The following is a 13,476-nucleotide window of genomic DNA, read 5'->3' as shown; positions in this document are numbered from 1 at the left end:
CACGTACGCGCGTGCCGTGCCCGGTCAGACTCGTGAAAGCGCCCGCTGGTTGTACGCGCCGGTCAGACGATGTGGTCGTACGCGGCCCCCGCGTGGAGGTCCGTGAGGGCCCGGACCCGGAAGGGCGCCAGCCGGTCGCCGGTGCCGCTGTACAGGTACGTCCGGTCGGTCGCGGGGTCGTGGGCGAGGAGGTCGGCCCTGCCGTCGCGGTCCACGTCCCCCGCGCCGGTGATCTGGCCGTAGACCTGCCAGCCGCCGCCGATCCTCGTCCGGGCCGTGTAGGTGCCGTCGCCCTTGCCGAGGTAGAGCCAGAGGACGCCGTCCTTGTCGCGGGCGACGAGGTCGCCGCCGGAGGCGCCCGCGATGTCGCCGACCGCGGTGAGCTGGTTGTAGACGCCCCAGCCGGTGCCGATCTTCTTGCGGGGCTCGTAGGGGCGGGCGGGGATGCCGGTGCCCTGGTAGAGGTAGAGGCCGCCCGTGGTGTCGATGGCGACGAGGTCGGCGACGCCGTCGCCGGTGAGGTCGCTGCCGCCGGCGATCTTGTCGTAGGTCTGCCAGCCGCCGCCGATCTTCACCCGGGGCCCGAAGCCGTTGCCGTTGCCCTGGTGCAGCCAGAGGACGCCGGAGGCGTCGCGCGTGACGACATCGGCGGGGTAGGCGTGGAGGGGGGAGGACAGCCCGACATCGCCGACGACCTCGATCTTGTCGTACCCCTTCCAGCCGGTGCCGATCGACACCCGAGTCCGGTTGTCCCCGGCACTGTCCCGCCACAGCGCGCCCGCGGAGTCCCGGCCGAGCAGGTCGGGGAAGCCGTCGGCGTCGATGTCGTGGACGAAGGAGGAGGCGGTGCCCTTCCGGGCCAGGAGCCGGGCGACGGGCTTGCCGTCCGTACCGAGCGCGACGTGGTGCATGCCCTCGCCGTTCCCGGCCGTGCTGCCCTGGACGACCGCGGCCCTCCTGTCGGGGGCGGGGGTCAGGGTGTCGACGCGGTCGAAGAGGGTGACCGTCTCGCCGGTCACCAGATGCCGGGCCGACGGCCCGTACAGCAGCCAGTCGCCGAGCAGGGCGATCGGGAGGTGGGCGTCCGCGGAGGGCATCGGGACGACGGTCTCCGCGCCGGAGGCCCGGTCGCGCACCACCACCCGGCGCGGGGTGGTGCCGGCGGCCGCCTCGGTCCACGCCACCCGGGTCGCCGAGACGGCCTCCACGTGCGCGTACGACTCGGTGACCTTGGCGGTGGCCAGGTCCACGAGCCCCACGAGCCGCTCGCCGGCGGCGGTCTTGTGGTCGAGCAGCCCGACCGTGTCGGTGGCCGGACGCAGATCCCCGTACGTGGCCCCCGCGGGCAGCCCCGTGATCTCGCGGGGCGCCGCGTCCTTCGTGTCCAGGTACACCTTGTGGAAGGCGCGGACACCGAGGGCCGACCCGGCGGTGCCCGCGTACTCGGCGTCCATCCAGCCCGGCACGGCCTCCATGCCGAAGGACTCCCCGGTCGCCATGTTCCGGAACGAGCCGTCGTACCCCTCCAGCGACGCGGTCACCACGTCGCCGGACTGCCAGGTCCTCCACTCGAAGGAGCGGTGGTCGTCGCGGGCTTCCCCGCCCGCGTACGGGATCCAGCGGAGGTGCTGGGAGTCGTTGTCCGTGGGGATCGTGACGATGTAGCCATATGCCCCGGCGCTCCTCAGCGACGCCCCGGCCGGCAGCGAGCGGACCGGCCCCAGGGCCGTCGAACCGGCCGACGCGGTCGCCGACGGCGCGGCGGGCGCGGCGAGCGCGGCGGGCGCGGCGAGCACGCCCGCGCCGGTGGTCAGCGCCAGGACGGCGGCGACGGCGGTGGCGAGCCGGGTGGTGGCGGTGCGGGTGGTGGCGGTGCGGTACCGCAAGGGAGACCCCCAGGGAGAGGACCGGGCACGGACGCGCCGTGCCCGGTCGGGCGGAACGGTTGTACGGATGGCCCGCGCCGGGGAGGTGCGCACGCGGTGCGCACCTCCCCGGGGACCGCCGGTCAGGTGAGGTGGTTGTACGAGCCGCCGGAGAAGACCGTGCTCGTCCGGCGCGGCTCGAAGGGCTTGGCGCGGTCGCCGGTGCCGCCGTAGAAGTAGGTCTTCTCGTCGCGGGCGCTGTACGCGAAGAGGTCGTTCTTCCCGTCGTGGTCGGCGTCGCCGCCGCCCATGATCTGGGTGTACGTCTGCCAGCCGCCGCCGATCCGCGTCCGGGCGGTGAAGGTGCCGTCGCCCTTGCCGAGGTAGAGCCAGAGGACGCCGTCCTTGTCGCGGGCGACGAGGTCTCCGGCGGGGCCTCCGGCGACGTTCCCGACGGCGGTGATCTGGTTGTAGACCTGCCAGCCGCCGCCGACGCGCTTGCGCGGCCTGAAGGGCTGGGGCGGGTGGTAGTACTCGTTCGTCTCGTAGAGCCAGAGGACACCGGACCCGTCCACGGCCAGCAGGTCGGGGGAGGCGTTGCCGATGACGTCGCTGCCGCCGGCGAGGTGGACGTACTGCTGCCAGCCGCCGCCGACCTTGACGCGGGTGCCGTACGAGGCGCTCTGGTAGTGCCAGAGGACGCCGTCCCTGTCGCGGGCGACGACCTTCCAGCCCTGCAGGTGCTCGATCTTGTCGAAGGCCTGCCAGCCGCCGCCGACCCTGGTGCGCGGCGCGTCGAGGTCCTGGCCCGCCGGCATGACCGTGCTGTCGGTCCAGAGGGTGCCGGAGGCGTCGCGGGCGAAGAAGTCCGGGGAGCTGTTGGCGTCGACGTCGTGGAAGTTGTCGTGCCGGTCGATGGCGAAGCTCTCGGCCTGCGACCACCGGAGCACGGGGCCGACGCCGCCGAGCGGGGTGGCGGTCAGGTGGAGGGAGTAGGTGCCGTCGAACGCCTCGATGTACTGTCCGCCGTCCAGCTGGTGGACGCGGTCCCAGTCGAGCTTGACGTCCCCGTCCTTCGTGACCCAGGACTTCTGGTAGCTCCTGCCCGTCCGGCGGTTCTTGACGGTGACCTCGACCCGCGCGTTCCCGTGGTTCAGCTTCCACGTGAACGGCATGGGGCCGTAGGTCTCCTCCACCCGCACGAGCCCCGCGTAGCCGCCGTACCGGGCGTGCCCGGTGAAGCCCTTCACTGCGAGCGCGGTGCCCTCCCCGGTGGTGGCGACCAGGGTGGCGGCCGGCTTCCCGGAACCGTCGAGGGCGATGCGGTAGTTCCCCTCGCCGTTCTCGCCGGCGGCGACGCTGCCGCCGCGCACGAGGTGGCCGCCCTCGGGGACGAGGACCGTGCCGGCCGTGTGGTCGAGGAGGCGGAGGGTCTCGCCGGTCTTCACGTTCCGGGCGGTCAGCGCGTGGAGCGGCGACGGGGCGGTCGCCTCCATGCCGCCGGGGCGGGTGGAGGTCAGCCAGTCGCCGAGCAGCCCCAGGGTGATCCGCCGGCCGGTGCCGTCGCCGAGGGGGGTGGCGGAGGAGGCGCCGGTGGTGACGTCGCGGACGACGGCCGAGGCGGCGTCGGTGCCCGCCTCGTACTCGACCCAGGCGATGCGGGAGCCGGAGAGCGTGACGGAGGACTTGTCCGCCCGGGCCGGGACCGGCACGTCCGCGACGACGTCGGCGGTCCTGAGGTCGACGACCAGCCAGTTGTACCCGGAAGGGGAACCCGACCTGTAGATCTCCACGAGGGCGTGGGTGCTCGTGGCGGCCCTCATGACCGGGAACAGCCGCTCGGAGGGCATGTGCGTGACGAGGCGGGTGCCGTGCTCGGGGGTGTTCAGCTTGAGGCTGATGCCGTTCCGCTCGGTGCGCAGCTGAGTGAGGGCGCCGCCCGCCACGAGCCCGACGACGCTCCGGTCGACGGTGTCCTCCAGCGGCACGGTGTACGTGCCGCCCTTCGCCCCGTCGTAGACGTCGAGCTTCTTCTCGCCGGGCACGGCGACGGCGGCCAGGTCGCCGGAGACGAACGCCTCCGCCGTCCTGGAGTAGCCGCTGGGCCACTCGATGTCGTGGGTGGCGCCGTCCGCGTACCGGGTCCAGCGGTAGCGGCTGACGTCGCCCCCGTCGATCTCGGTGAAGAAGCCGCGCGCGCCGGCCGCCACGAGGGTGGAGCCCGGTTCGATCGGGGGGAGGGCGGCCGTCGTGGCCTCGGACGCCGTGGCGGCGGCGGGTTCGGCCAGGGCCGCCGGCGCGGTGAGGGCGCCCGCGCCCAGGGTCACGGCGAGGACGGTGGCGACGGCGGCACCCAGACGGCGCGGCGGGCGTACGGGGACGGGCGGGCGTACGGAAGTCAAGGAAGTCCCTCCAGAAAAGGCACCGGGCGGCCCGCACACCAGTGCGCGCCGCCCGGTTGGACCCCCGGCCGGGACCAAAGGTTGTACGAACCGCCGAGGGGTCTCCGTCAGCCCCGCCGGGTGCTTCCGTCAGCCCCGCCGGGTGCTTCCGTCAACCCCGCCGGGGTGCTTCCGTCAGCCCCGCCGCTCCACCACCCCCCGCACGTACCCCGCCTGCCCCGCGTGCTGGAGGTCCTCCGCGATGACCGAGACCAGCCGGACGCCGAGGGTCACCGGCGGGTCCCAGGCGGTGTCGACGACCCGGTCCAGGTCCGCGTTCGTGACCGGGGCCAGCAGGGAGGCCGTCCGGTCGTGGACCGCGTCGTGGTAGCCGAGCAGCAGCTCCTCCGGCGCCCGTACGGCTCCGACCTGCGCGGACGTGTGTCCGTAGCCGGTCGCGGCGGGCGGGAACGGCAGCCCGAAGCGGCCGTGCCAGCCGTCTGCCCGCCACAGCTGCTCCGTGCCGAAGGCGCCCGCGAGGTGGTCGTCCTGGATGCGGGTGAGGTGCCAGACGAGCCAGGCGATCGAGTTGGCGTCGGGGTCGATCCTGGCGGCCAGTTCCTCCTCGCCGAGGCCGGTCACCGCCTGGTGGACGGCCTCCCGGATCCGGCCGAAGGAGTCGAGCAGCAGACCGGCGCTGTTCATCACGCCCCCTCGGGGTCGCGCGCCTCCCGCCACCGGGCCAGCTCCGCCTCGACGTCGAAGGGCGTCAGGTTCAGCGGGGGACCGGCCGGCGGGCGGCGCAGGGCTTCCGCGATCTTGGTGTTGATCTCGCCGAGGATCCGGCGGACCCGGCTCTCCGAGACGGCCGCCGCGACCGCCTCCGCCGCGTCCTCGGCCTCCTTGCGCAACTGGAGGGCGGGCGGCAGCACCGACATGCCCTCGCGGTGCATCTTCTGCTTGACCCACCACAGCTCGTCGTAGGGGGCCGCCTCGTCGGGGAGGGGCTTGCCGAAACCGGCGAGTCTGCTGAAGTCGCCGCGCTCGGCCGCCTCCCGGATCTGCTTGTCGACGAAGGACTCGAAGCTGACGCCGGGCGGTTTCCGTTCGGTCATGTGTCCAGCGTACGTACCGGGGCCCGCCGGCATGTGGGAAAGGCCGTCTACTGCGCCGGCCGGACTTCCGGCACCCTGTGGTCGGTCAACGCGCGTAAACCCCTGCCCCCTCACGTCCCGGAGGACGCATGCGTCACCTGCGTACGACGAAGACCACCGCCCGGATCCCCGCCCTCGGCGCCCTGCTCGCCCTCCTCGCCGGACTGCTCACGGTCCTGGGCACGGCGGGCACCGCCCACGCGGCGCCGCTCTTCAAGGCGCCGTTCCCCTGCGGCCAGAAGTGGACCTACAGCCACCACTCCGCCGAGGTCCGCCAGGCCCTCGACTTCGTCCGCTCCGACGGCGGCGCCACCGCCGGCGCCCCCGCCCTGGCCTCGGCCTCCGGCACCGCCTACCGCTACTCCCAGCCGTCCGGCGCCGGGAACTACGTCGTGGTCGACCACGGCGGCGGCTGGAAGACGTACTACTTCCACCTGAACGCCTACTCGGTGGCGAACGGCGCCGCCGTCTCCCAGGGCCAGCAGATCGGCACCACCGGCTCCACCGGCAACAGCTCCGGCGCCCACATCCACTACGAGCAGCTCTACAACGGCGTCGGCCAGTCCATCGTGATCAACGGCGCCTCCCTCGCGCCCTACCCGGGCTCCTACGGCTCCAAGCACCTGACCAGCGACAACGGCTGCTCGGGCGGGGGCGGCGGGAAGTACTGGGTGGACACCTTCGCCAACGCCACCGGCTACGCGGGCGCCAACACGAACGACGCCCAGGGCGTGCTGAACGCCGGCACGAACTACGTCTACTGCAAGGTCTGGGGCCAGGAGGTCCGCGACGCCTCCGGCAACTACAACCACTGGTGGCTCCGCACCGACCTGGACACCGTCTACGCCGGCAAGAACGGCTACGGCGCCTACGTCTCGGCGTACTACCTCTCCCGCTGGGGCAACGACGAGGCCCGCGACAACAACGGGACCGTGATCCCGAACTGCTGAGCCCCCCGCCGGCACCCCGGCCCCGGAACGGGCAGGAGCCCCGCTCGTGCCGCACCTGCGGCACGGAGCGGGGCTCCTTGGGTACTGCTCTAGGAGATCAAGATCGCCACTACGGCGTTCAGATCGTGGTGACGTTCTCCGCCTGCGGACCCTTCGGGCCCTGCGTGACGTCGAAGCTCACCTGCTGGTTCTCCTCAAGCGAACGGAAGCCGTTCGCGTTGATCGCGGAGTAGTGGACGAAGACATCCGGGCCGCCGCCTTCCTGGGCGATGAAGCCAAAGCCCTTTTCAGCGTTGAACCACTTGACGGTTCCGGTAGCCATGAGCCCTCCTATGGGCCAAAGGGTCGCCCTGCTCCAGAACCTGCAAACAAGTCTGAAAACTACAAAAGCCTGCGGGTCACATGCTCCGCAGGCTCTGTACTGCAAGGGAAACCAAACTGCAACTTGCGTCGAGCGTAGCACGCAGCGTGCTCGTGGCGATAGAGGGAAAGATCACGTCACTCTCATGTTTGACCGGCCCTCCGGATGCTGACGCGCCGCGCCGATCTGCCCCGGATGTCCCCCGGCGATGTCCACCACGCGAGACGGGTCTAGCCTCGCGTTGTGGACAATGCGAACGACGAGCACCAGCGCAGCCGGCCCCGGGTGGGGCACATCCAGTTCCTGAACTGCCTGCCCCTCTACTGGGGCCTCGCCAGGACCGGGACGCTCCTCGATCTGGAGCTGACCAAGGACACCCCCGAGAAGCTGAGCGAGCGGCTCGTCCGCGGCGACCTCGACATCGGCCCCATCACCCTCGTCGAGTACCTCCGCCACGCCGACGAGCTCGTCGCCCTGCCCGACATCGCGGTCGGCTGCGACGGCCCCGTCATGTCCTGCGTGATCGTCTCCCAGCGGCCCCTGGAGGAGCTGGACGGCGCCCGCGTCGCCCTCGGCTCCACCTCCCGGACCTCGGTCCGCCTCGCCCAGCTGCTGCTCGCGGAGCGGTACGGCGTCGCGCCCGCCTACTACACCTGCCCGCCCGACCTGGGCCTGATGATGCAGGAGGCCGAGGCGGCGGTCCTCATCGGCGACGCCGCCCTGCGCGCCTCGCTGCACGACGCGCCCCGGCTCGGGCTCCAGGTCCACGACCTCGGCCTGATGTGGAAGGAGTGGACGGGACTCCCCTTCGTCTTCGCCGTCTGGGCGGCCCGCAAGGACTACCTGGCGCGCGAGCCGGAGACCGTCCGCGACGTCCACCGGGCCTTCCTCGCCTCCCGTGACCTCTCCCTCGAAGAGGTCACCAAGGTCGCGGAACAGGCCGCCCGCTGGGAGGCATTCGACGCCGAGCTGCTGGAGCGGTACTTCCGCACGCTCGACTTCCGCTTCGGCCCCGGGCAACTCGCCGGAGTGCGCGAGTTCGCCCGCCGCACCGGACCGACGACCGGATTCCCGGCGGACGTCGCCGTCGATCTGCTGCCGCCGGAATAGGCCCGCCGCCGTTCCGGGCAATTCACGCCGCATTTCCCGCCCGGACCCGCGTCGCGCACCCCCATTCCCCCCACGGGAATCGCGCAAGGGGACGTTCATCGGAAATTCACGCCGACGCGGACCCCGGCCCGGTCCCGCACCGCCCCTGGCGTACGCTGGTTCGGTCTGTCAGCAACCCTCCGAAAGGGACGAAACGGTGACCGAGAAGGCCGACCTCCAGTCCGCTCTCGACCGTGCCGCCGCGGGTGGCCGGATCACCCCCGAGGAGGCGCTCGACCTGTACCGCTCGGCGCCCCTGCACGCCCTCGGCGCCGCCGCCGACGCCGTGCGCCGCCGCCGCTACGCCGGTACCGAGCACATCGCGACGTACATCATCGAGCGGAACATCAACTACACCAACGTCTGCGTGACGGCGTGCAAGTTCTGCGCCTTCTACGCCGCCCCCAAGGACACGAAGAAGGGCTGGACCCGCGACCTCGACGACATCCTGCGCCGCTGCGCGGAGACGGTCGAGCTCGGCGGCACCCAGATCATGTTCCAGGGCGGCCACCACCCGGACTACGGCGTCGAGTACTACGAGAAGCACTTCGCCGCCATCAAGAAGGACTTCCCGCAGCTCGTCATCCACTCCCTCGGCGCCTCCGAGGTCGAGCACATGGCGCGGATCTCCGGCGTCTCCGTCGAGGAGGCCATCACCCGCATCCACGCCGCAGGACTCGACTCCTTCGCCGGCGCCGGCGCCGAGCTGCTCCCGGAGCGCCCCCGCAAGGCCATCGCGCCCCTCAAGGAGTCCGGCGAGCGCTGGCTGGAGATCATGGAGATCGCCCACGGCCTCGGCGTCGAGTCGACCTCCACCATGCTCATGGGCACCGGCGAGACCAACGCCGAGCGGATCGAGCACCTGCGGATGATCCGCGACGTACAGGACCGGACCGGCGGCTTCCGGGCTTTCATCCCGTACACGTACCAGCCCGAGAACAACCACCTCAAGGGCCGTACGCAGGCCACCCTCTTCGAGTACCTGCGGATGATCGCGATCGCCCGGATCTTCCTCGACAACGTCGCCCACATCCAGGGCTCCTGGCTGACCACCGGCAAGGAGGTCGGCCAGCTCTCCCTCCACTACGGCGCCGACGACCTCGGCTCGATCATGCTGGAGGAGAACGTCGTCTCCTCCGCCGGCGCCAGGCACCGCTCCAACCGCCTGGAGATCATCGACCTCATCCGCAAGGCCGGCCGCGTCCCCGCCCAGCGCTCCACCACCTACGAGCACCTGGCCGTCCACGACGACCCGGCGAACGACCCGGTCGACGACCGCGTCGCCTCCCACATCTCCTCCGTGGCCATCGAGGGCGGCACGGCCCACCCCGAGCTGAAGCTCCTCGACGCCAACTGAGACCGGTGCTCACCCTCCACGCCGCCGAGGCGTCCCCCGAGACCGCCGTCCTCGTCGACGGCGCGCGGATCGCCGCCGTCGGCCCGTACGAGGAACTGGCGGAGGCGCACCAGGACGCCCGCCTCCGCCGCTGGCCCGGCATCCTGCTGCCCGGCCTGCTCAACCCGTACGCCCCCGAGCTCCTGGAGCTGACCTACCACCCGGACCCGCGCGAGGCCGACGCGTACGGCACCGCGCCGGTCACCGGGGAGCGGGCGGCGGAGATCCTCCGCTCCGGCCCCGCCCGGCTCGGCGCCAGCGCCCGCCGGGGCGTCCAGCGGATGCTCGCCCACGGCACGGTCGCCGTCGCCGGAGAGCTCCGCACCCGCGCCGCCGCCGACGCGGTCCGCCGCGCCGGTCTCGCGACCGGACAGCGCCCGCCCCGGCTCCCCGGCCCCCCGTCCCTCTCCCCGACCCCCCTGATCCTCCTCCCGCGCCTCACCCCCGGCGCCCCCGCCCGCTTCGCCGTCTTCGACGTCCCCGCCCCGGCGGAGCTCGTCCGCCGGGGCGCGTCGACCTGCGTCGCCACGGTCATCGACGGCCGTCTGGTCCACCGGGCCCGCTGAAGGGTCAGCCGCCCACGACGGGCGGCAGCAGCTCCTCCTCCACCGGCCGCGCGTCCGCGTCCTTCACCAGGGCGAGGAAGCGCGGGTCCTCGACGACGGCGAACAGCTCCCGCGGGGTCACCGGCGACGACACGCCCTCGGGCTCGACGGAGAGCCGCACGCGGCTCCCGCCGTACGGGAACCGCACGTACGCGGCCGAGGTGCCCGGCTCGTTCGCCCACATCGACAGCAGCTGCGCCTCGTGGTCCCCGTCGAAGACGGCGGTCTCGCACACGATCCTCGGGTCCGGCCTGTCCGGGCATTCGTCGGGGGCGCGGTCGGCGCTCCGCCGCACCGACACGGTCATCCAGAAGGACTTCCCGCCCGCCGTGATGCGGTACGCGTGCACCTTGTCCTTGACCGGCCGGATCCCGGTGACCTTCGCGGGCAGCAGTTCGTCGAGCAGCGCGGCCACGCGCTGCTGGTGGACCGCCCGGCGCTCCCGCTCGGCGGCGGACAGCCCGTCCGGGTTGTCGGGCGGGGTGACGCCCGGCGTCTCCTCCACGACCACCGGGGGATAGCTCGCGTCCGGTTTCGCGCTCGGGCTCGCGCTCACCCCCGGCGACGAGGGCGGGGCGGCCGGCACCGCGGGCGCCGGGCCGTTCCCCGGCAGCAGAGCGAGGCCGAGGGCCCCCGCGGTGACCACGCCGAACGCGGCCGTCACGGTGGCGAACCGGGCCCTGGCCCGCCGCCTGCGCCCCTCGCGCACGGCGAGCGGCACGAGGTCGGGCAGCGGCGGAAGCTCCCCGACCGCGCGGTCCAGGGCGTCGCGGAGCGGAAAGGTCTCATCGGTGTCCACGGCGGACCTCAGCTTCCTGTGATCGAGAGCCCGGCGTCGGCCAGGCGTACGCGGAGACGGGCGAGGGAACGCGAGCACTGGCTCTTCACGGTGGCCTCGCTGCACCGCAGCAGCGCGGCGACGGAGGCCACGCTCTGGTCGTCCCAGTAGCGCAGCACCACCATGGCCCGGGCCCTCGGCGGCAGTTCGGCGAGCGCGGCGAGCAGCGTCACCCGCAGCTCCGGGTGGTCGGCGGCGGGCTCCGGCACGGTGCCGCCGGTACGGGTGAGGAGGAGCAGGTCCCGCAGCCGCCTGCGGCGCTCGGCCAGGAAGGTCCGGGTCAGCACGGTCTTGGCGTAGGCGTGCGGATGCTCGGCCGCCCCCGCCTTCCGCCAGTGCTGGTACAGCTTCGCCAGCGTGGTCTGGGTCAGGTCCCGCGCGTGCTCCGCGTCCCCGCAGAGCAGGTACGCCGTCCGGTACAGCCGCTGCTGCGCGGCCCGCGCGAACGCCTCGAACCCGGCGGCCGACCCCACGTCCGGCGCCCCGTCCGCGACCGCCCCCGGGTCCCACTCGGTCGTCAATGCCATCGCACTCCCGCTCTCCTCGCTGCCGCACGGCGCTTCCGACCCTCCTTGAGCACGCCCGGGGCCGAAAGGTTGAAGCGGTACGGGAGGAGATTCGGGCGGCTGCTTGAATGGGACGCGTGACCCGAGCCAATCTGGACAAACAGCCGCACGAAGTCGCCTCCATGTTCGACGGCGTGGCGGCCAACTACGACCTCACCAACGACGTGCTGTCGCTCGGCCAGGACCGGCGCTGGCGCAAGGAGGTCGCCAAGGCGGTCGACGCGCGGCCCGCGCAGAGGATCCTCGACCTCGCCGCCGGCACCGCCACCTCGTCACAGCCCTTCGCCCGCGCGGGCGCGTACGTCGTCCCCTGCGACTTCTCCCTCGGGATGCTGCGGGTCGGCAAGCAGCGGCACCCGTGGATGCCCTTCACCGCCGGCGACGGCACGAAGCTCCCCTTCAAGGACGACGTCTTCGACGCGGTGACGATCTCCTTCGGCCTGCGCAACATCCAGGACACCGAGCAGGCGCTGCGCGAGCTGTACCGCGTGACGAAGCCCGGCGGCCGCGTGGTCATCAGCGAGTTCTCCCACCCCACGTGGGCCCCGTTCCGCACGGTGTACGAGGAGTACCTGATGCGCGCCCTGCCGCCGGTGGCCCGCGCCGTCTCCTCCAACCCCGACGCGTACGTCTACCTCGCCGAGTCCATCCAGTCCTGGCCCGACCAGCCCGCACTGGCCGCGCTCCTCCAGAAGGCCGGCTGGTCCAAGGTCGCCTGGCGCAACCTCACCGGCGGCATCGTCGCCCTCCACCGGGGCTTCAAGCCGGCGTAGCGAGGCGCGGGCGCGGCCCGCGGGAGGGGCGGGGTCGGCCGGCCAGGCCGGGGAGCACGCCCCTCCGGTCCGGCCCGCACCGGTCGTCCTAGACTTCGCTACGACCCTCTTCGCCGACCTTTCGGGAGATTCGCCGTGACCGAGAAGCCCCTCTCCGAACACAGCGCAGACGTGATCGTCGTCGGGGCGGGCCCGGCCGGCTCCACCACCGCCTACTACCTGGCCAAGGCCGGTCTGGACGTCCTGCTCCTGGAGAAGACCGCGTTCCCGCGCGAGAAGGTCTGCGGCGACGGGCTCACCCCGCGCGCCACCAAGCAGCTCGTCTCCATGGGCATCGACATCTCCGAAGAGGCCGGCTGGCTGCGCAACAAGGGCCTGCGGATCATCGGCGGCGGCGTCCGGCTCCAGCTCGACTGGCCGGACCTCGCCTCGTACCCGGACTACGGACTGGTCCGCAAGCGCGACGACTTCGACGAGCAGCTGGCCCGGCAGGCGCAGAAGGCGGGCGCCCGGCTGTACGAGCGCTGCAACGTCGGCGCCCCCGTCATCGACGACCGCACCGGCCGCATCACCGGCGTCCACGCCAAGCTGGGCGAGGAGAAGACCGAGGTCACCTTCCACGCCCCGCTGGTCGTCGCCGCCGACGGCAACTCGACGCGCCTCTCCCTCGCCATGGGCCTGCACCGGCGCGAGGACCGGCCGATGGGCGTCGCGGTCCGCACGTACTTCACGACCCCCCGGCACGACGACGACTACCTGGAGTCGTGGCTGGAGCTGTGGGACAAGCGCGGCGCCGAGGACCGTCTGCTGCCCGGCTACGGCTGGATCTTCGGCATGGGCGACGGCACCTCCAACGTCGGCCTCGGCATCCTCAACTCCTCCTCCGCCTTCCGCGAGCTGGACTGGCGCGAGGTGCTGAAGGCGTGGTGCGCCTCGATGCCGGAGGACTGGGGCTTCACCCCGGACAACATGACGACGCCGATCCGCGGCGCCGCCCTCCCGATGGCGTTCAACCGCCAGCCGCACTACACCAAGGGCCTGCTGCTCGTCGGTGACGCCGGCGGCCTGGTCAACCCGTTCAACGGCGAGGGCATCGCCTACGCGATGGAGTCCGGCCAGATCGCCGCCGACGTCATCGTGCAGGCCCACGCCCGGGCCACCCCGGCCCAGCGCGAGCTGGCCCTGCACAACTACCCGAAGATCCTCAAGGACACCTACGGCGGCTACTACACGCTGGGCCGCGCCTTCGTGAAGCTGATCGGCAACCCGAAGGTCATGAAGATCGCGACCCAGCGCGGCCTCACCCACCCGGTCCTGATGAAGTTCACCCTCAAGATGCTGGCGAACCTCACGGACCCGACGGGCGGGGACGCGATGGACCGGATCATCAACGGCCTGTCGAAGGTCGCCCCGAAGGCCTGACGCCTCCGCGTTCCGC

General features: G+C 72.5%; 13 protein-coding genes. 6 read left to right on the top strand and 7 right to left on the bottom strand.

The genetic code is table 11. The annotated features are described in order from the left end of the window. Window positions 1–62: 62 nt before the first annotated feature. From ACF1ED_RS26015 to ACF1ED_RS26000, 4 genes are all read right to left on the bottom strand, one after another. Entirely contained in the window at window positions 63–1,886 is a 1,824-nt protein-coding gene (locus ACF1ED_RS26015) for an FG-GAP-like repeat-containing protein (RefSeq protein ID WP_391764335.1), read from the bottom strand. Window positions 1,887–2,008: 122 nt separating this feature from the next. Continuing rightward, on the bottom strand, window positions 2,009–4,267 hold the full coding sequence (locus tag ACF1ED_RS26010; RefSeq protein WP_391764333.1) for an FG-GAP repeat domain-containing protein: 2,259 nt from the start codon (window positions 4,265–4,267) through the stop codon (window positions 2,009–2,011). Window positions 4,268–4,441: 174 nt separating this feature from the next. After that, a complete protein-coding gene (locus ACF1ED_RS26005) occupies window positions 4,442–4,951 on the bottom strand; it encodes a DUF664 domain-containing protein (protein WP_391764331.1) in 510 nt (169 codons plus the stop codon). Further along, the gene (locus ACF1ED_RS26000; protein ID WP_391764329.1) at window positions 4,951–5,361 is read right to left on the bottom strand and encodes a DUF1992 domain-containing protein; all 411 of its coding nucleotides are present in this window, start codon (window positions 5,359–5,361) and stop codon (window positions 4,951–4,953) included. The genes ACF1ED_RS26005 and ACF1ED_RS26000 overlap by 1 nt, the downstream gene beginning before the upstream one ends. A gap of 128 nt (window positions 5,362–5,489) precedes the next feature. Between ACF1ED_RS26000 and ACF1ED_RS25995 the strand changes: the two genes are divergently transcribed. Then, the gene (locus ACF1ED_RS25995) at window positions 5,490–6,350 is read left to right on the top strand and encodes a M23 family metallopeptidase (RefSeq protein WP_391764327.1); all 861 of its coding nucleotides are present in this window, start codon (window positions 5,490–5,492) and stop codon (window positions 6,348–6,350) included. Between the two features lie 118 nt (window positions 6,351–6,468). On the opposite strand, the gene ACF1ED_RS25990 is transcribed toward ACF1ED_RS25995, so the two are convergent. Next, on the bottom strand, window positions 6,469–6,672 hold the full coding sequence (locus tag ACF1ED_RS25990; RefSeq protein ID WP_043227793.1) for a cold-shock protein: 204 nt from the start codon (window positions 6,670–6,672) through the stop codon (window positions 6,469–6,471). A 282-nt stretch (window positions 6,673–6,954) separates the two neighbouring features. On the opposite strand from ACF1ED_RS25990, the gene ACF1ED_RS25985 reads away from it, so the two are divergent. The 3 genes from ACF1ED_RS25985 to ACF1ED_RS25975 all read left to right on the top strand — a co-directional run bounded on the left by ACF1ED_RS25985 (window position 6,955) and on the right by ACF1ED_RS25975 (window position 9,822). Continuing rightward, a complete protein-coding gene (locus ACF1ED_RS25985; protein WP_391764324.1) occupies window positions 6,955–7,821 on the top strand; it encodes a menaquinone biosynthetic enzyme MqnA/MqnD family protein in 867 nt (288 codons plus the stop codon). A gap of 196 nt (window positions 7,822–8,017) precedes the next feature. Next, on the top strand, window positions 8,018–9,217 hold the full coding sequence (gene mqnC / locus ACF1ED_RS25980) for a cyclic dehypoxanthinyl futalosine synthase (protein ID WP_391764322.1): 1,200 nt from the start codon (window positions 8,018–8,020) through the stop codon (window positions 9,215–9,217). Window positions 9,218–9,222: 5 nt separating this feature from the next. Continuing rightward, window positions 9,223–9,822, top strand: a complete 600-nt coding sequence (locus tag ACF1ED_RS25975) for a hypothetical protein (RefSeq protein WP_391764320.1) — start codon at window positions 9,223–9,225, stop codon at window positions 9,820–9,822. 4 nt (window positions 9,823–9,826) lie between these two features. Here the strand turns inward: ACF1ED_RS25975 and ACF1ED_RS25970 are convergent, their stop codons facing one another. Together ACF1ED_RS25970 and ACF1ED_RS25965 are read right to left on the bottom strand one after the other, a co-directional pair. Then, entirely contained in the window at window positions 9,827–10,660 is an 834-nt protein-coding gene (locus ACF1ED_RS25970; RefSeq protein WP_391764318.1) for a hypothetical protein, read from the bottom strand. Between the two features lie 8 nt (window positions 10,661–10,668). Continuing rightward, window positions 10,669–11,226, bottom strand: coding sequence for a SigE family RNA polymerase sigma factor (locus ACF1ED_RS25965; RefSeq protein WP_391764316.1), 558 nt, complete (start codon window positions 11,224–11,226; stop codon window positions 10,669–10,671). A gap of 116 nt (window positions 11,227–11,342) precedes the next feature. Between ACF1ED_RS25965 and ACF1ED_RS25960 the strand changes: the two genes are divergently transcribed. Both ACF1ED_RS25960 and ACF1ED_RS25955 read left to right on the top strand, forming a co-directional pair. After that, the gene (locus ACF1ED_RS25960; RefSeq protein ID WP_391764314.1) at window positions 11,343–12,038 is read left to right on the top strand and encodes a demethylmenaquinone methyltransferase; all 696 of its coding nucleotides are present in this window, start codon (window positions 11,343–11,345) and stop codon (window positions 12,036–12,038) included. Between the two features lie 135 nt (window positions 12,039–12,173). Further along, the gene (locus ACF1ED_RS25955) at window positions 12,174–13,460 is read left to right on the top strand and encodes a geranylgeranyl reductase family protein (RefSeq protein WP_391764312.1); all 1,287 of its coding nucleotides are present in this window, start codon (window positions 12,174–12,176) and stop codon (window positions 13,458–13,460) included. The last annotated feature ends 16 nt before the right edge of the window (window positions 13,461–13,476 follow it).

It is taken from the genome of Streptomyces sp. NPDC014656 (assembly GCF_043084305.1).
Classification (GTDB): Bacteria; Actinomycetota; Actinomycetes; order Streptomycetales; family Streptomycetaceae; genus Streptomyces.
Note: the sequence above shows the minus strand (reverse complement) of the source record. Positions and strands in the feature narration are given on the sequence as shown.